The sequence below is a fragment of the Streptosporangium sp. NBC_01639 genome (assembly GCF_045209755.1).
Classification (GTDB): Bacteria; Actinomycetota; Actinomycetes; order Streptosporangiales; family Streptosporangiaceae; genus Streptosporangium.
In genome coordinates, this window is sequence record NZ_CP109272.1 from 3,353,453 (window position 1) to 3,370,593 (window position 17,141).

Annotated in this window: 17 protein-coding genes; 6 read left to right on the top strand and 11 right to left on the bottom strand. The window is 70.2% G+C overall.

Annotated elements, in window-relative coordinates:
• Window positions 1-37: 37 nt before the first annotated feature.
• Together purH and purN are read right to left on the bottom strand one after the other, a co-directional pair.
• A complete protein-coding gene (gene purH / locus OHA77_RS14840; RefSeq protein ID WP_406318705.1) occupies window positions 38-1,582 on the bottom strand; it encodes a bifunctional phosphoribosylaminoimidazolecarboxamide formyltransferase/IMP cyclohydrolase in 1,545 nt (514 codons plus the stop codon).
• 46 nt (window positions 1,583-1,628) lie between these two features.
• Window positions 1,629-2,249, bottom strand: a complete 621-nt coding sequence (gene purN / locus OHA77_RS14845; protein ID WP_406318706.1) for a phosphoribosylglycinamide formyltransferase — start codon at window positions 2,247-2,249, stop codon at window positions 1,629-1,631.
• 79 nt (window positions 2,250-2,328) lie between these two features.
• Here purN and OHA77_RS14850 point away from each other — a divergent pair, with 79 nt between their 5' ends.
• Entirely contained in the window at window positions 2,329-2,739 is a 411-nt protein-coding gene (locus tag OHA77_RS14850; protein ID WP_326820023.1) for a hypothetical protein, read from the top strand.
• Between the two features lie 100 nt (window positions 2,740-2,839).
• Here OHA77_RS14850 and OHA77_RS14855 read toward each other — a convergent pair whose 3' ends face one another.
• From OHA77_RS14855 to OHA77_RS14870, 4 genes are all read right to left on the bottom strand, one after another.
• Window positions 2,840-4,501: a DUF6350 family protein gene (locus tag OHA77_RS14855; protein ID WP_326820022.1), complete on the bottom strand. Its 1,662-nt coding sequence runs from the start codon at window positions 4,499-4,501 to the stop codon at window positions 2,840-2,842.
• Window positions 4,502-4,631: 130 nt separating this feature from the next.
• Window positions 4,632-5,507 carry a succinate--CoA ligase subunit alpha gene (sucD, locus tag OHA77_RS14860; protein ID WP_326820021.1) on the bottom strand — a complete coding sequence of 292 codons (876 nt, stop codon included), beginning with the start codon at window positions 5,505-5,507 and terminating at the stop codon, window positions 4,632-4,634.
• Window positions 5,507-6,688 (bottom strand): ADP-forming succinate--CoA ligase subunit beta, encoded by a 1,182-nt coding sequence (gene sucC, locus OHA77_RS14865; protein WP_326820020.1) that lies wholly within the window; start codon window positions 6,686-6,688, stop codon window positions 5,507-5,509. The genes sucD and sucC overlap by 1 nt, the downstream gene beginning before the upstream one ends.
• 131 nt (window positions 6,689-6,819) lie before the next feature.
• Window positions 6,820-7,227 (bottom strand): cobalamin B12-binding domain-containing protein, encoded by a 408-nt coding sequence (locus tag OHA77_RS14870; protein ID WP_326820019.1) that lies wholly within the window; start codon window positions 7,225-7,227, stop codon window positions 6,820-6,822.
• Between the two features lie 239 nt (window positions 7,228-7,466).
• Here OHA77_RS14870 and OHA77_RS14875 point away from each other — a divergent pair, with 239 nt between their 5' ends.
• From OHA77_RS14875 to OHA77_RS14885, 3 genes are all read left to right on the top strand, one after another.
• A complete protein-coding gene (locus OHA77_RS14875; RefSeq protein WP_406318707.1) occupies window positions 7,467-8,282 on the top strand; it encodes a hypothetical protein in 816 nt (271 codons plus the stop codon).
• A gap of 485 nt (window positions 8,283-8,767) precedes the next feature.
• A complete protein-coding gene (locus OHA77_RS14880; RefSeq protein WP_406318708.1) occupies window positions 8,768-9,631 on the top strand; it encodes a hypothetical protein in 864 nt (287 codons plus the stop codon).
• Between the two features lie 156 nt (window positions 9,632-9,787).
• The gene (locus OHA77_RS14885) at window positions 9,788-10,699 is read left to right on the top strand and encodes a hypothetical protein (RefSeq protein ID WP_406318709.1); all 912 of its coding nucleotides are present in this window, start codon (window positions 9,788-9,790) and stop codon (window positions 10,697-10,699) included.
• A gap of 109 nt (window positions 10,700-10,808) precedes the next feature.
• Here OHA77_RS14885 and pcrA read toward each other — a convergent pair whose 3' ends face one another.
• Window positions 10,809-13,040, bottom strand: coding sequence for a DNA helicase PcrA (pcrA, locus tag OHA77_RS14890; protein WP_406319828.1), 2,232 nt, complete (start codon window positions 13,038-13,040; stop codon window positions 10,809-10,811).
• A 150-nt stretch (window positions 13,041-13,190) separates the two neighbouring features.
• Here pcrA and OHA77_RS14895 point away from each other — a divergent pair, with 150 nt between their 5' ends.
• Both OHA77_RS14895 and OHA77_RS14900 read left to right on the top strand, forming a co-directional pair.
• The gene (locus OHA77_RS14895) at window positions 13,191-13,910 is read left to right on the top strand and encodes a PIG-L deacetylase family protein (RefSeq protein ID WP_406318710.1); all 720 of its coding nucleotides are present in this window, start codon (window positions 13,191-13,193) and stop codon (window positions 13,908-13,910) included.
• A gap of 49 nt (window positions 13,911-13,959) precedes the next feature.
• Complete coding sequence (locus OHA77_RS14900) at window positions 13,960-14,700, top strand: ABC transporter permease (RefSeq protein ID WP_406318712.1); 741 nt, start codon at window positions 13,960-13,962, stop codon at window positions 14,698-14,700.
• 44 nt (window positions 14,701-14,744) lie between these two features.
• Here the strand turns inward: OHA77_RS14900 and OHA77_RS14905 are convergent, their stop codons facing one another.
• From OHA77_RS14905 to OHA77_RS14920, 4 genes are all read right to left on the bottom strand, one after another.
• A complete protein-coding gene (locus tag OHA77_RS14905) occupies window positions 14,745-15,629 on the bottom strand; it encodes a CPBP family intramembrane glutamic endopeptidase (protein WP_406318713.1) in 885 nt (294 codons plus the stop codon).
• Window positions 15,626-15,796, bottom strand: coding sequence for a hypothetical protein (locus tag OHA77_RS14910; RefSeq protein WP_406318714.1), 171 nt, complete (start codon window positions 15,794-15,796; stop codon window positions 15,626-15,628). Before OHA77_RS14910 ends, OHA77_RS14905 begins: the two co-directional genes overlap by 4 nt.
• 174 nt (window positions 15,797-15,970) lie before the next feature.
• The gene (locus OHA77_RS14915) at window positions 15,971-16,234 is read right to left on the bottom strand and encodes a WhiB family transcriptional regulator (RefSeq protein ID WP_406318715.1); all 264 of its coding nucleotides are present in this window, start codon (window positions 16,232-16,234) and stop codon (window positions 15,971-15,973) included.
• A 100-nt stretch (window positions 16,235-16,334) separates the two neighbouring features.
• Window positions 16,335-16,991, bottom strand: coding sequence for a neutral zinc metallopeptidase (locus OHA77_RS14920; protein ID WP_326820010.1), 657 nt, complete (start codon window positions 16,989-16,991; stop codon window positions 16,335-16,337).
• Window positions 16,992-17,141: the final 150 nt, after the last annotated feature.

Sequence of the window (17,141 nt, forward strand, 5' to 3'; positions counted from 1 at the left end):
GCCGCACCCGTGCGGCAGCCGTACACCGGAGGGGAACTCAGTGGAAGAAGTGGCGGGCGCCGGTGAAGTAGAGGGTGACCCCGGCGGCCTCGGCCGCGGCGATCACCTCTTCGTCCCTGATCGAGCCGCCGGGCTCCACGACGGCCTTCACCCCGGCGTCGACCAGCACCTGGAGGCCGTCGGCGAACGGGAAGTACGCGTCGGAGGCCGCCGCGGAGCCCCGGGCACGGTCGCCGGCACGGGTGACCGCGAGCTGCGCCGAGTCGACCCGGTTGACCTGGCCCATGCCGATGCCGACGCTCGCGCCGTCCGCGGCGAGCAGGATCGCATTCGACTTCACCGAACGGCAGGCCTTCCAGGCGAGGGCCAGGTCGGCGAGGATCTCGGCGGAGGCCGCGGGCCCCGCCTTGAGCTCCCAGGCGGACGGGTCGTCGCCGGGCGCGTTCACCCGGTCGGTGGTCTGCACCAGCAGACCGCCGTCGATCCGGCGGAACTCCGCCGGGTTGTCCGGCCCCTGCGGGCAGACCAGCAACCGGATGTTCTTCTTCTGGGTGAGCACGGCCAGGGCCTCGGCGCTGAAGGCCGGAGCCACCACGACCTCGGTGAACACCTCGGAGACCTGCCGGGCCATCGCCTCGGTGACCTCGCCGTTGACCGCGATCACGCCGCCGTACGCGGAGACCGGGTCACACGCGTTGGCCTTGCGGTGCGCCTCGGCGACGTCGGCGCCGACCGCGATGCCGCACGGGTTCTGGTGCTTGATGATCGCCACGGCGGGCTCGGCGAAGTCCCAGGCGGCCCGCCAGGCGGCGTCGGCGTCGAGGTAGTTGTTGTAGGACATCTCCTTGCCGTGCAGCTGCTCGGCGTTCGCCAGGCCGTCCCGCCCGCCGGAGTAGAGCGCCGCCCCCTGGTGCGGGTTCTCGCCGTAGCGCAGCGGCGACCTGAGCGTCCACGCGGCGCCCATGTAGTGCGGCCAGGCCCCTTCCTCGGCGGCGTAGCCGCTCGCGAACCAGGAGGCCACCGCCGTATCGTAGGCGGCGGTGTGGGCGTACGCGGCCGCGGCGAGCCGGCGTCGCTCGGCCAGGGTGAAGCCGCCCTCGGCCACCGCCGCGAGCACGTCGCCGTAGGCACCGGGGTCGACCACGATCGCGGCCGTGCCGTGGTTCTTGGCCGCGGCCCGGATCATCGCGGGGCCGCCGATGTCGATCTGCTCCACGCAGTCGCGGTCGGAGGCGCCCGAGGCCACGGTCTCCTGGAACGGGTAGAGGTTGACCACCACCAGCTCGAAGGGGTCGATCTCCAGCTCTTCGAGCTGCTTGACGTGGGCGGGGTTGCCGCTGTCGGCCAGCAGGCCGGCATGCACGCGCGGGTGCAGGGTCTTGACGCGGCCGTCGAGACACTCGGGGAACCCGGTCAGCGCTTCGACGGGAGTGACGGGGACGCCGTACGAAGCGATCTTCGCGGCGGTGCCGCCGGTGGAGACGATCTCCACACCGGCGGCGTCGAGCCCGCGGGCCAGCTCTTCCAGCCCACTCTTGTCATACACCGCGATCAACGCGCGCCTGATGGCGATGCGGGTCACTTCGTACTCCTCCTGTTTGGTTCCGGTGTCATCCGGGGCGCCCGGCTCATCTGCCGGGTCGTCCGAAGCGAAAGGTTCTGCCGGTCACGGTCCAGCCCTCACGGGCCATCCGGCCGACGGTCTCCACGAGCAGACTCCGCTCGACGGTCTTGATGCGCTCGTGCAGGGCCGCCTCGTCGTCGCCGTCCAGCACGGGCACCGCCTCCTGGGCGATGATCGGACCGGTGTCGACCCCGGCGTCGGCGAGCATCACGGTGCAGCCAGTGATCCGCACGCCGTGCGAGAGCGCGTCGCGGACCCCGTGCGCGCCCGGGAAGGCGGGCAGCAGCGCGGGATGGGTGTTGAGCACGGGGAAGGCGGCCAGCGTCGGCGCACCGAGGATCTTCATGAATCCCGCGCAGACGACCAGGTCCGGCCGATGCCCGGCGATCCGGGCCGCTAGGGCCCGGTCCCAGGCGTCCCGCTCCGGGTGGTCGGACAGCTTCTCGACGAAGGTAGGGACCCCGGCGCGTTCCGCGCGGGCCAGCCCCTCGATGCCGACGCGGTCGGCCCCCACCGCCACGATCCGGGCGCCGTAAGACTCGTCTGCCACAGCGTCCAGCAGGGACTGTAGGTTGGTTCCAGAACCGGACACGAGGACCACAAGCCGAGCGGCCTGGGATGACACCGACACACTCCATTCGGACGGGGACGCACGCCGCTGCAAGGGTATCTGCCTGTCCACTCACACGATGCAAGGAGGTCAGGTGACGACTCCCGTCCAGGCACGGCCGACGGAGGGTACGGGACGGCGGGCGCTGTGGCTCGCATTCGCCGCGGCGGCGCTGACGCTGATGCTCCCCTTGGCGGGGCTCGTCATGTCGGTCTTCGCCCTCGTCGCCTCGGTCCGCGCGGTCCGGGCCCTGCGATCGGCGGCCGCGTCGACGACCCCCGCGGTCGTCGGCCTCGTCCTGTCGTCGCTGGTGCTGCTGGTCTCCCTCGGAGTGACCGCGACGCAGCTCTACTTCAGCGACGAGTTGAGCGCCTACACCGAGTGCGGCAAGGGCGCGGGCACCGTCGCCGCCCAGAGCGAGTGCACGGAGAGGCTTGAGCGGGCGATGGAGAAGAAGTTGCCCTTCGTCCGGCCCGGCGAGCTGCAGTTCCCGTTCGCCCCCTGAGGCCGCCGAGGCCTGCCCGCGGTCCTTCCGGCACCGCGCCGCCCGGCCCCGGGGCCTGTTCTGCCGATCTTTTCGCCGGCCGCGGCCGTCCGGACGAGCGCTAGTCGCGGTCCCAGGCGTAGGGATCCACGTAGATCACGTGACCGCCCTTGTCGTCGGACTCGTCGACGATGTCCCGCCGGGGCGGGCGCGGCGGTCCGCCGTGCTCGGCCGCCGGCGGGTTCTCCGCCGCCGCCGAGGCGTGCTCGTCCTCCCAGTCGTCCCTGATGACCGGGATCGGCTGGGTCTCGCACTCGGTGGCGTCCATCCAGTGGCCGGGGAGCGCGCGGGGGCCGTCGGACTCGGCGAACCCGACCTTGCCGGCCACCGTCCCCGCCGCCTTGGCGATCCTGACCCCCGCCCTGCGGACCGGCTCGGCGGCCGTGCCGACCTTGGCGGCGGCCTTGGCCACGACTGTGTTGTGCCCGCGGAAGATCAGCCACCAGTTGGCCAGTCCAGCCGAGATGCCCGCGGCCACGCCCACCTCCAGCGTCACCGAGAGCATGACCTCCCAGGCCGCCGGACCGACCGCGGAGAGCTTCGTCCCCCCCAGGGGGCCGCCGGACAGCGCGGCCAGCCCTCCGGCCGCCGCACCGGTCACCAGCCCGCAGACGAACCCCCACAGCGGCGCGCCCTCGTACGAGGGGGACGGCGCGATCCTGACTCCCAGGATGCCCGCCACCGCGCCGGCTGCGAACGGCAGCGCGATCACCGCCATCACCCACGCCGGAGTGGGGCCCGTCTCCGGCAGTGCCCCCAGGATCGGCAGGCTCGGCACGGTTCCGAGCTGGACACCCGTCGGTGCGACCAGTGTGCCGGTGCCGACCGCGAAGCCCGGACCGGCGATGTAGGCCATCCCCCAGATGACCGCGTTGATCAGGTAGAGCCCCTGGACGAGCAGGAGCAGCAGGCCGCCGACGAAGCCCGGCGACAGGATGCCGGAGAGCTCCTGGACCTGCCCGAAGTTCACCACGACGGCACCGAGCACCATCAGGGCACCCGCCAGGAGCATGATGCCCAGCGCGGCGGCCGAGGAGACCACGACCGAGCGCAGCCGTTCGGGGAGCAGGCGCAGCATCGACCGCCACGGCCCGATCGTGCGGGCGGTGGCCAGCGAGCCCGCCAGGAAGGCCAGCACCAGGTGGCTGACCAGGACGTCGCCGAGGAACGGCTGGGTGATCTCGTTCCTGGTGACCAGCGCGATGCCCCCGGCCAGCAGCGCGTACGGCGCCGCCAGCGAGACACCCGCCTGGGCGACCAGCACGAGCTGTGCCCGGCGCCGGGCGTTGGCCTCGTCCTTCGGGCTGTTCTTGGGCAGCCGGGCGGGGAGCCGCAGCCGCAGGTCCGCGTCCCTGGCCATCCAGATCCCGGCGCGGTACAGCAGGAAGGCCGGAAGCACGGTCAGCCCGAGCGGGAGCAGCCCGACCGAGCCGCCCGGAATCGCGAACCCCGCGTGGTGAGCCGCCAGCCAGAGCTGCGCCGCGGTACGGAAGACCCCCGGCAGCCCCGGGCCGAGCGAGCCCTTGGGGGAGGCGATCCAGCCGACCAGGGTGAGGGTGGTGAGCACCGCCACCCCCACACCGAGGGTCCATGCGGCGGCGAGCATCCCGGAGACCGGCAGGGGCCGCCGGACGTCGTCGTCGTCACCCGTGACGCCGGGCAGGGGGATACGGCTGAGGACGTTACGGGGAACCGTCCGGAGCTGATCGAGAAGGGCCGTCACAATAGTCGATGGTCTCAGGATCTTCCGTGTGTACGAGACTCCATCGCCCCGCGTGTCGCATGCCGTACAAGAAGCTGCCGGACAACAGGAAAGGCACCCGGCGGGACACCGGGCGCCTTTCCTGGCGAAACTAGCGGGCCTGCATGACCTCGCGCATCAGGCGGGCGGTCTCGCTCGGGGTCTTGCCGACGCGGACGCCGACCTTCTCCAGAGCCTCCTTCTTCGCCTGGGCGGTGCCGGCCGAGCCGGACACGATCGCGCCCGCGTGACCCATGGTCTTGCCCTCGGGGGCGGTGAAGCCCGCGACGTAGGCGACGACCGGCTTGGTCACGTGCTTTTCGATGTAGGCGGCGGCGCGCTCCTCGGCGTCGCCGCCGATCTCGCCGATCATCACGATCGCGTCGGTGGCCGGGTCGTCCTGGAACGCCTGGAGGGCGTCGATGTGCGTGGTGCCGATGACCGGGTCGCCGCCGATGCCGACGGCGGTGGAGAAGCCGAAGTCCCGCAGCTCGTACATGAGCTGGTAGGTCAGCGTCCCGGACTTCGACACCAGACCGATACGGCCGGCGGTGGTGATGTCGGCGGGGATGATGCCGGCGTTGGAGGCACCGGGCGAGGCGATGCCGGGGCAGTTCGGCCCGATGATGCGGGTCTTGTTGCCCTTGGCGACCGCGTAGGCCCAGAACTCGGTGGTGTCGTGGATCGGGACACCCTCGGTGATCACCACGCAGAGCGGGATCTCGGCGTCGATGGCCTCCTTGACGGCGTCCTTGGTGAACGCCGGGGGCACGAAGACGACCGACACGTCGGCGCCGGTCTCCTTCACGGCTTCGACGACGGTGCCGAAGACGGGGAGGCCCTCGTGGGTGGTGCCGGCCTTGCGGGCGTTGACACCGCCGACGACGCGGGCGCCGGAGGCGAGCATCCGGCGGGTGTGCTTGGTGCCCTCACCGCCGGTCATGCCCTGAACGATGATCTTGCTTTTCTCGGTGAGCCAGATAGCCATTACGCACCTACCGCGGCGAGTTCGGCGGCCCGCTTGGCCGCATCGTCCATCGTGTCCACCAGTTCGACGCCGGAAAGCTTGGCGTCGGCGAGAATCTGCCGCCCGAGCTCGGCGTTGTTGCCGTCCAGCCGGACGACGAGCGGGCGGCTGACAGCCTCGCCGCGGCCCTCCAGCAGCTGGAAGGCGGAGACGATGCCGTTGGCGACCGCGTCACAGGCGGTGATGCCGCCGAAGACGTTCACGAAGATCGACTTGACGGACGGGTCGGAGATGATGATCTCCAGACCGGCCGCCATGACCTCTGCCGAGGCGCCGCCGCCGATGTCGAGGAAGTTGGCGGGCTTGGGCTGGCCCGGGAACGCCTCGCCGGCGTAGGCGACCACGTCGAGGGTGGACATGACCAGACCCGCGCCGTTGCCGATGATGCCGACGCTGCCGTCGAGCTTGACGTAGTTGAGGTCCTTCTCCTTGGCCGCGGCCTCAAGGGGGTCCTCCGCGTCCTTGTCCTCGAAGACCGCGTGGTCGGACTGGCGGAAGGTCGCGTTGTCGTCGAGGGTGACCTTGCCGTCGAGGGCCTTGACCTGGCCGTCGGCGGACAGGATCATCGGGTTGACCTCGACCAGGGAGGCGTCCTCGTCGACGAAGGCGCACCAGAGCTTCTCGATGAGCTCGGCGGCGCCGTCGAGTGCCGCCTCCGGCAGACCGCCCGCCTGGGCGATCTCACGGGCCTTGGCGCGGTCGACCCCGTCCAGGGGGGAGACCGGGATCTTGGCGACCTTATCCGGGGCGCTGTGCGCGACCTCTTCGATGTCCATGCCGCCCGCGGCGGAGCAGATGGCGAGGAAGGTGCGGTTCGCGCGGTCGAGCAGGAAGGAGAAGTAGTACTCCTCCGCGATCGCGCTGGCCTCCTCGATCAGAACCTTGTGGACCGTGTGGCCCTTGATGTCCATGCCAAGGATCTGGGTGGCCTTCTGCTCGGCGTCGGCGGCGTCGTCGGCGACTTTCACACCGCCGGCCTTGCCGCGGCCACCGGTCTTGACCTGTGCCTTGACGACGACACGGCCGGTCAGCTGCTCGGCTGCCGAGCGTGCCTCCTCCACGGTGTGCGCGACAATGCCACGCGGCACCGGGATGCCGTACTCCGCGAAGAGCTCCTTCGCCTGATGTTCGAACAGGTCCACGAGGGTCCGTCCTTGCTTGTCCGGCTGGTGTACAGATATCGGCGGGCCGGCTCCGTGATCGAGCGGGAGCCCGGCGGTTTTGCGCCAATGAAGCCTAGCCCCCGTCGGGGGATGACCAGGTCACTGGGTCGTTAAACGTGAGCGGGAACGGCGCTGCGCACCCATTCGACGATCTCCTGCGTGGTGGCGCCCGGCGTGAAGATCTGGGCCACGCCCATCTGCCGGAGCTCGGGCAGGTCGGCGTCCGGGATGATCCCGCCACCGAACACCACGATGTCGGCGGCGTCGTTCTCCTTCAGGAGTTCGATGACCTTCGCGAAGAGCGTCATGTGCGCCCCGGAGAGGATGGACAGCCCGATCGCCGCCGCGTCCTCCTGGATGGCGGTGCGGACGATCTGCTCGGGCGTCTGGTGCAGGCCGGTGTAGACGACCTCCATCCCGGCGTCCCGCAGCGCCCGCGCCACGATCTTCACGCCACGGTCGTGCCCGTCGAGCCCGGGCTTGGCGATGACGACGCGGATCCTCGACACGGCATCCATCCAGACCTCCTTGTCTGCGCACCCACTCGCAACGTGAGAGCTGTCCGCAGCGTAACCGCCCGCGCCACCCGGCCACATCCCAGGTCGGCACGGATCACACCACAAGGATGATCATGATGGACAATTTTCGTGAAATCTCCCCTTGAAAGACTCTTTTCAACCTTTATTGGCATAAGTTCACGTTCCGGTACGGCATGCCCTACAGTTTTTGATCTTCTATCCTCGGGAGGGGGATCCCCGTGAAGCGATGGATCACTGTGATGTCCGGCGTCCTGGCCGTAACCGCGGCCGCCGCCCCCGTGAGCGCCCAGACGACTGCGGTGAACACGCGGAGCACGACGGCGAACACCCGAACCACCGCCGCGAACACCCAGGTGGCGCCCATCGATCCGGTGGCCGCGCTGACGGCGCGGTTCGCCGCCAACCGCGGCGTGACGATCGCCGAGATCAGCAGGACGAGTTCCGGCGGAAAGCCGCTGTCCGCGCAGAAGCGCCGCGGTGTCGCGCAGTTCGACGCCGCGGGTGTGACGGGGTACGACATCCTGACCGCGTCGGCCCTCCCCGGGGAGACCACCAAGCCGGTGCGCAGCCTCGCCATCGGCGGCAACGTCTACACGAGCGGCGGTCTGGTCGGCGAAGGCCTCCCCGACGGCAGGAAGTGGATGAGGGCACCCGGCAAGATCCGCGACCTGTCGCCCTTCCAGACCCCGGTCCTCGTCCTGGAACCGGCCACGCTGAAGGCCCTGCTGGCCACCAGCAAGGCCAAGAAACCCGGTGCCGCCCTGCACACCGGCACGATCACCCTGGGCGCGCTCTACCGCGTCTCGCCGTCCTACCGGGCGGACCTGCGCGGGCGGCCCAGTGCCAGGGTCGCGGCCACGACGGTGGCCTGGCGGCTGTGGCTCGGCCGCGACGGACTCCCCAGCCGGCTGGTCACCTCGTGGACGGAACCGCCGGCCAGCATGAAGGTCACGCGCGTCAGCGACGTGCGGTTCGCCTCCTGGGGGAAAGCGGTGAACCTCACCGCGCCGCTGGGCGAGGAGCCGGCAGTCTGACGGGCGCCCGTCCGCTCAGCAGCTCCCCGCACACCGGCCGGATCGGCGCCGGTCTCCCCGGAAGACGCACCGCCAAGCGGGCGGGCGTCCGCGGAGACCGGCGCCGCTTTCCTGTCCGCCTCCGTGGACGCGCATGGACGGCATCGGGGCTGACCTGAACGGCGTTTCAACGCGAGCCGATGCCGTTCAATCGAATATCACTGTGATACGCATCACACCCGCCGGGAACGGTCCACCGCGGCCCCGGCGGTCCATTCCGCCGCCTCTCGCCCGGCGTTTCGAAGAATCAGCAGGCCAGACGGCTGGATTTCAACTCGGCCTGCTGCTTTTCCAACTTTTCCCAGCATCCGGGACGCGATCTGCACAAAACATCCACATGCCGTTCAAGGCATCCCAGCAAATACGATATTCCATCGTGATCTTCATCAGTAAGAATTCCTCATCCCTCCCACATGGGGTGGAGGGGGTATTCAGGAGGAATTCTTTTGAAGCGACACATCGCCGGACTGGCATGCGCCGCGGCGGCCGTGCTGAGCGTCTCCACGTTCGCATCGACCGCGCACGCCCAGGCCGCCGATCCGGTGACCGCGCTGAAGGGCGAGTTCACCAGTGGACGCGGCGTGAGTTTCGTCGACACCACCAAAATCAACACCCCCGCGGGGAATTTCGTCTTCTCCCAGCGCAAGGGCGCATTCCAGTTCGGCGCCTCCGGAATCAGCGCGTCGGACCAGACCACCAAGCTGCGTATAAAGGAGAGCGACCTGGAGGCGCTCAGCGGGGAGGAGGCTTCCGGGGGGCTCGCAGGGCTGGCCAAGCCGGAACGGACCATCCGCGTCAAGAATGTCTCCTACATTTCCGGTGGTCTCTTCGGCGAGTTCCTGCCCGCGGAGAAGACCTGGCTGCGGGTCCCCGGCGGCCCGATCGGTCTCACCGGCAGGCTGAGCCAGCTGGTCAACGTCGCCGAGCCCGCGACGCTCAAGTCCCTGCTGGCGCACGCCACCACCAAGCGCTCCGGCCTCTACGGCGGAAAGATCACCTTCGGTGAGCTGTACAAGGTCTCTCCGTGGTTCCGGACCTCCGTGCTCGTGAAGCCGAGCAGCAGCGAGGCCAAGACCGTGGTGAGCTGGAAGCTGTTCGTCGGCTCGGACCGGCTCGCCACCCGGCTGACGACCACCTATTCCGCCGCCGGTCTCGGCGCGAAGGGCACGACCATGACGGTCGACAGCCGCTACACCGGATGGGGCTCCAAGGTGACGGTCAAAGCCCCGCCCGCCGAGGAGATCGCCGAGTTGAAGGACCTGGAGGAGGGCGCCGACGCCGCCACCTCGATCCCGCTGCTCGGCAACTGATCACCTTGCGCTGATCACACGTTCCCGCGCCCGGCAGGCCTCGCCTGCCGGGCGTTTTCGTTTGATCCGTTTCTGACACCACATGTAGCGACTTGAGAAAGAATCTCGATGATCGCTCCGCGAGGACGCGAGGACCCCCACAGGAGGACGCCCCACATGAGGCGAATGATCGCCACTCTGACCGGTGCCACCGCGGCCGCGCTGATCGCGCCCGTGCTCGTGGCCGCCGGTCCGGCGAATGCCCAGGCTGCCCCGGCGAGCGCCCAGGCCGTACAGACCGATCCGGTCTCCGCGTTGAAGAAACAGTTCAAGCCGGGCCACGGCGTCAAGCTCGCCGAGAACGCGAAGATCATCGGCGAAGGCAAGAACAACCGATCGATCTTCAGCCGGCGCAACGGCGTGCTGGAGTTCGGCACGTCCGGGGTGACGGCCTCGGACGTCACCGACAAATTCTCCCTGGCCGGAGCCGAAGAGGAGCTCAAGAGCCTCTTCGGCCCGTCCCGCACGATCATGGTGAAGGACACCTTCTACACCTCCAGCGGGTTCTACGCCGACGCCCTGCCCGAGGGGAAGAAGTGGCTGCGTACCAAGGGCGAAGCGATCGCCCCGGGCAACCCGGCTCAGAAGATCATCGACCCCCTTGAGCCCGCCACCCTGAAGGCGACGCTGGCCCACACCGAGAGCAAGCGTCCCGGCGGCACCTGGGACGGCGTCCGGACCGCCGTCCACTCGGGAAAGATCACCCTCGGTGAGCTCTACAAGGTCTCCCCCACGGTCCGGGCGCTGCTTGGCGCCAAGCCCTCGGCCGCGTCCGCCACGCTGCCGGTGACCTGGAAGATCTACCTCGGCCCCGACAAGCTCGTACGGCGGGCCGTCTCCTCCTGGACCCAGTCCCTGCGTGGCCTGACCAGCCTGGAGATGACCTATGTGAACGACAGCCGCTACTCCGACTGGGGCGTGAAGTCGGCCATCAAGGCTCCGCCCGCCGCCCAGGTCGCCGACATCGACGAGCTGGACCTCGGCGACGCGCAGACCGAGGACCCCTACATCCGGGTCTTCAAGGACTGATCGGACCCCCAGGGATCTTCCGTGGGCGCCCGCTCCGAAGATCTCCGGAGGTGTCCGTACGACCCGTGAGAAGGTCCGGTGGGTGCTGACTCACCGGACCTTCTCGCCGTCAGAGCTTCTCCAGCGGCGCGTACGCCAGCAGCAGGGTCTTCTCGCCGCCGCTGCCGAAGTCGATTTTGACCTTGGTCTTCTCGGCCATGCCGTCCACCGACACGACGGTGCCCAGTCCGAAGGAGTCGTGAGTCACCCGGTCGCCCGGGGTCAGATTGGGGATCGCCCGCCCACCGGGCTTCTTCGCGGGAGCCGGGCGGGACTCGCGGCGGGAGGCGCCGGCGGCGGCGCTCCAGGCGTTCTTACCCGGATCGCTGCGCCAGTCGAGCAGCTCGGACGGGATCTCGGCGACGAACCGGGAGGCCGGGTTGAACGCGGGCGACCCCCAGGAGCTGCGGACGGCCGCCCTGGAGATGTAGAGGCGCTTCTCGGCCCGCGTGATGCCGACGTAGGCCAGCCGGCGCTCCTCCTCCAGCTCCTTCGGCTCACCCAGCGAACGCGTGTGCGGGAAGACACCGTCCTCCAGGCCGGTGAGGAACACCACGGGGAACTCCAGGCCCTTGGCGGTGTGCAGGGTCATCAGGGTGACCACGCCCTGGCCGCCGTCACCGGCCGGGATCTGGTCGGCGTCGGCCACCAGGGAGACCTGCTCCAGGAACTCCACGAGCGTGCCCTCGGGGTTGGCCTCCTCGAACTCCGAGGCCACCGAGATCATCTCGTCCAGGTTCTCCAGCCGGCTCTCGTCCTGCGGGTCGCCCGAGGTCGCGAGCTCCGCCCGGTAACCGGTGCTCTCCAGCACCTCCCGCGCCAGCTCCGACGGCGACATGTCCTCGGCCTTGACCGCCAGCTCGTCCATCAGCGCGACGAAGTCCTTGATGGCGTTGAGCGATCGGGTCGCCATGCCCGGCGCCTCGTCCGCCCGGCGGAGCCCCTGCCAGAACGAGATCCGCTCGCGGGCCGCGAACGCCTCCACCATCGCCTCGGCCCGGTCGCCGATGCCGCGTTTGGGCACGTTGAGAATCCGGCGCAGCGACACCACGTCGCCCGGGTTGGCCAGCATCCTCAGGTAGGCCAGCAGGTCCCTGACCTCCTTGCGCTCGTAGAAGCGCACCCCTCCGACCACCTTGTACGGCAGGCCGGTCCGGATGAAGATCTCCTCGAACACCCGGGAGGCGGCGTTGGTCCGGTAGAACACCGCCACCTGGCCGGGCACGACGCCCTCGTCGTCGGCGAGCTTGTCGACCTCCTGCGCGACGAACATGGCCTCGTCGTGCTCGTTGTCCGCGACATATCCGATGATCTTCGGCCCGGCTCCCTGGTCGGACCAGAGGTTCTTCGGCTTACGGCTCTCGTTGCGAGAGATCACCGCGTTGGCCGCGGTCAGGATGGTCTGGGTGGAGCGGTAGTTCTGCTCCAGCAGGATCGTCCTGGCATTGGGGTAGTCGCGCTCGAACTCCAGGATGTTGCGGATCGTCGCGCCCCGGAAGGCGTAGATCGACTGGTCGGCGTCACCGACCACACACAGCTCGGCGGGGGCGACCGCACCCTCCCTGACCAGGTCGCCGTCGGCGGTGCGCAGCTCGGGGGCGCCGACGAGCTCACGGATCAGGGTGTACTGCGCGTGGTTGGTGTCCTGGTATTCGTCCACCATGACGTGCCGCCAGCGGCGCCGGTAGTGCTCGGCCACGTCGGGGAAGATCTGCATCAGCGTGACCGTCAGCATGATGAGGTCGTCGAAGTCCATCGCGCCGGCCTCGGTCAGCTTCTGCTGGTAGGCGCGGTAGGCCTCGGCGAGCTTGCGCTCCAGATGAGTGGAGGCCTGGTCGGCCGCCGTCTCGTAGTCGATCAGCTCGTTCTTGAAGTTGCTGACCTGGGTGGAGAAGGAGCGCGGCGGGTAGCGCTTGGGGTCGAGGTCCATCTCCCGGCAGACCATCGCCATCAGCCGCTGGGAGTCGGCCTGGTCGTAGATGGAGAAACTCGACGGGAACCCCAGCCGTTTGGCCTCACGGCGCAGGATCCGGACGCACGCGCTGTGGAAGGTCATCACCCACATCGCCGCCGAACGGGGGCCGATGAGGGCGTCGACCCGGTCCTTCATCTCCCGCGCGGCCTTGTTGGTGAAGGTGATCGCCAGGATCTCCTGCGGCTGCGCGCCCCGCTCGGCCAGCAGATAGGCGATGCGATGGGTCAGCACCCGTGTCTTGCCCGAACCGGCGCCCGCGACGATGAGCAGGGGGCTGCCGTGGTGCACGACTGCCTCACGCTGCTGGGGGTTGAGCCCGTCGAGCAACGGGTGGGTCAGGGAAGCGGCTGGGATCGACACCCTCCCTAGGTTAGGGCGGTCCACCGACAACCGGATCCAGCCGCGGAAAGGAATGCGGGCGGACATGCCGGCGGTTGTCAGAATTGATCGACACGCGGAAGAACAGAGAGGTCTCCCATGCTGTCCGAGAACGAGATCAACCGGGTGCTCGTGGTAACGGCGCACCCGGATGACGTCGACTTCGCCGCCGCGGGTTCGATCGCGGGGTTCACCGACCGGGGCGTCGAGGTGACCTACTGCGTCGTCACCGACGGGGACGCGGGCGGCTTCGACCGCGAACTGGACAACGGGGGCATGGCCGAGCTCCGCCGTACCGAGCAGACCAACGCGGCGAAGATCGTCGGCGTGAGCGACCTGCGGTTCCTCGGCTACCACGACGGGACCGTGGTGCAGAGCCTGGACCTGCGACGCGACATCACCCGGGTCATCCGCCAGGTCAGACCCGACCTGGTGATCACTCACACCCCCGAACGCAACTACCGGTTCGTCGCTCCCAGCCATCCCGACCACCGCGCGGTCGGCGGCTGCACGCTCGACGCCGTCTACCCCGACGCCCGCAACCCCTACACCTTCCCCACGCTCCTGCTCGACGAGGGCCTTGAGGCGTGGACGGTCCGGGAGGTCTGGCTCAACGGCGGCCAGACCTCCGACCACCATGTCGACATCACCGACGCCTTCGAGCGCAAGGTCGCCGCGCTGCGCGCCCATGTGAGCCAGACCAGCCACGCCGAAGGGTTCGAAGACTTCCTCCGCACCCGTTTCTCCCAGATCGCGGTCGAGGCGGGCTTCGGCGAGGGCCGCTACGCCGAGTCCTTCCAGCGGGTCCCCACCGCCTGAGCCGGGCCGGCGGTGGGCACGGCCCCGCCGCCGGGGGAAGCTCATCTTCGTGAGCACCATCACGCTGTCCCCGGTCACCGTCGCCGTCGTCGTCCTGCTGGCCCTGCTGGGCGCGGCCGTCGCCCTGCTCGGCCGTCTCGGGCACGCCCGCGCCGTCCTCGTCGCGTGCCTGCGGGCGGCCGTCCAGCTCGGCGCGGTGGCGCTGGTCATCGTCTGGGCCGTCCAGCGCCCGCTCGCCGTGGCCGCCTTCGTGCTCGTCATGTACGGCGTGGCAAGCCTGACCGCAGGGCGCCGGATCACCTCGGGACGGGCGGTCCGATGGGCCGCCGTGCCGGTGGCGGCGGGGACGCTGCCGGTCCTGGTGCTGCTCGTCGCCACCGGGACCGTGCCGTTGAAGGGCATCACGTTGATCCCCGTCACGGGCATCCTCCTCGGAGGATGCCTGACGGCCACGGCGCTCGCGGGCCGGCGGGCGGTGGAGGAGCTCGTACAGCGGCGCGGGGAGGTCGAGGCGGCGCTCGCCCTGGGCCTGTCCGAGCGGGACGCGGCGCTGGAGATCTGCCGCCCGGCCGCCGCCCAGGCGCTGGTGCCCGCTCTGGACCAGACCTCGACCGTGGGGCTGGTCACACTGCCCGGCGCGTTCGTGGGGATGCTGCTCGGCGGAGCGAGCCCGATCCAGGCCGGGGTGGTGCAGGTCGTCGTGCTGGTCGCGCTGCTGGCCGCCGAGGCGGCGGCCGTACTCGTCACGATCGAACTGGCGGCCCGGGGACGGTTCCCGGCACGGCGGTGAGCCGCCCGGACAGGGTCCGCCGTACAGGGGCGTCGGTCAGGCGGTCAGGCGGCGGTGCGACGGTCACCCGGCCGGGTGGGATCGGCCGGGGCGAGGCGGGCGAACAGGTAGCCCAGCGAGTTGGTCGCGACGTGCAGCAGCGCCGGCGCGGCAAGGCCGCCACGGCGGCGGAGCTCGCAGAAGAACACCCCGGCGAGCCCGGTGGCGGCCACCGAGCCCGCCACCACCCGCGACATCCCCCACAGGGAGTCCCCCGCCGGTGGATCCTGCGGAGGCCCGTCACCGCGCGGCACGCCACCGCCGCCACCACGCGGCACACCACCATGCAGCCTGTCACCATGGGGCCCGCCACCGCCGCCACCACGCGGCACGCCACCGTCGTCACGCGGCCCGTCGCCGGGCTTCTCCACCGAAACCAGGCCGCTCAGCGCGGGGTTGGCGGCCGTCATGTCGATCGCGGGGAGCACGTGCCAGAGGCCGAACAGGGCCGAGGAGACGGCGACGGCCGTGCGAGGACCGTAGGAACGGGCCAGGAGCGCGTGCAGCACGCCGCGGAAGCCGACCTCCTCCAGCAGGACCGTGCCGATCGGCACCTGGAGCAGGGCCTCCTCAAGAGCGCGGGAGCGGGACAGCGACAGCGCCCGCTCGTCGCGGAAGAAGCGGCGGGTGGCCGGAATCGCGATCCCGGCACCGTAGACCGCGGCGACGGCCGAGGCGAGGGCGCCGCCAATCCGCAGACCGCGTGAGCGCCGGTGAAACCCCAGTTCGGACCAGGACAGCCCGGAACGGCGGGCCAGGGCGAGCAGCACACCGGTGGCGGCGGCGGAGGTCAGCGGGGCCAGGCGCGGCGCGAGACGGTTGTTGAGCACATTGGCCGCCGCCAGGACGGCCACCGCGCCCGCGAGCGTCGCCCTCCGCTCGGCCTTCACCGCCCCACCCACCGGGACCCGGCCGTCACCGCATCGCGGACCACGTCCACCGGGACGCGATCCCTCACCTCGCCGTCCACCACATCCACCGGGGCGCGAACCTTCACCTCGTCGTTCGCCACGCCCACCGGGACCCGAACCCTCGCCTCGCCGTCCGCCACATCCACCACTCCCCGCCCCGGACGCGTACGCCCCGATCCGCTCCGGTTTGATCAGCCTCGTTTTGATACGCCTCGATGTGATCAGCCGCCTGCTCCGCCCACGGCCTGACCCGCCGCGGAGTGACTCACCTCGCCCTGATCCGTCACGGTCCGTCGGGTCCGACACTACGCACGGCGGGCTCATCCCGTGGCGGGCTGCCGCCATCCGGACGGGAAGCGCAGGTTTCGCCGTTCCTGGACGGTGAGCCCTCCCCAGATCCCCTCCGGCTCCGCCGCCCGCACCGCATAGGCCCTGCAGTCGGCCAGCACCGGGCACCCCGCACAGACCGCCTTCGCCCGAGCCTCCTGGTCGGCCGACTGCGCCAGTGGAAAGAACAGCTCGGGGTCGCTCGCGCGGCAGGCACCCCGTACGGCCCAGCCGATCTCGCGAACCGTCCTCCGCATGACATCGCCCCCTGGTTGATCACCGGCCCTCAGCCTAGACGGGCCGCGGCGGCGGACATCGGCCTTCCGGTGGATTCACGGGCAACGTCCAGGACGTGCCTCAGCAGGCGCGGGTGCCCTGGTTGTATCCCTGGGCGAAGACCGTCTGGCGTTGCTCCGCCGTACCGTGGGCGTCGGGGCGCAGCCAGTCGTCGGTGGGGTCTCCCGCCGCGGCGAGGTTGAGCAGCAGCTCGTCCTCGTCGCCCGGCTCGGTCTGCAACGACCCTCCCTTGACGAGCGCGCTCAGGGTGCCTCCCGCGTAGCAGTCGGCCTGCAGCTCCTGCTCCACGTTGAGCCGGAAACCGCTGTTCAGCTGCGCCTGCACGGCGTGTCCGAGCTCGTGCGGGATGATCACATAGACCGCCCCGTCCCCCATCTCGTCGTAGAGCCTGCGCATCCAGTCCGCGTCGTAGGCGATGAAGTGCCCGGCCGGGCAGTAGAAGGCGTTGTTCGGTATCGAGGGCTCGCCGCCGCAGTCGGGGCCGCCGGACCCCCGGTAGGGGGTGAAGGCGGTGATCGGGCGGTAGGCCAGCCCGTCCGCCGAGAAAACCTGCCGCCAGTAGGACTCGCTGAGCTCCTTGGCCAGTTGCAGGTCGGACTCGAACGTCTGCCCCAGGGGAGCCGGGGGCGTGGGGGTGGCGACGGTGTCCGGCCGCTCGCTTCCGCACCCCGCGATCGTGATCATCAGAAGCACGAGGAGGCAGCGGAGGGCTTTCATCGAATCTCCTTGAGCGTGGAGACCCCGGGCTTCAGCCGTGGGGAGGAGGTAACGCTCATCATGCCCAGCCGGACGGCGCCTCCGTCAGGAATCTCCCAAGACTTGCCCGGGGCCCCACCGGGTACGGCCCCGCTCCCGCGGCTCGGCGAC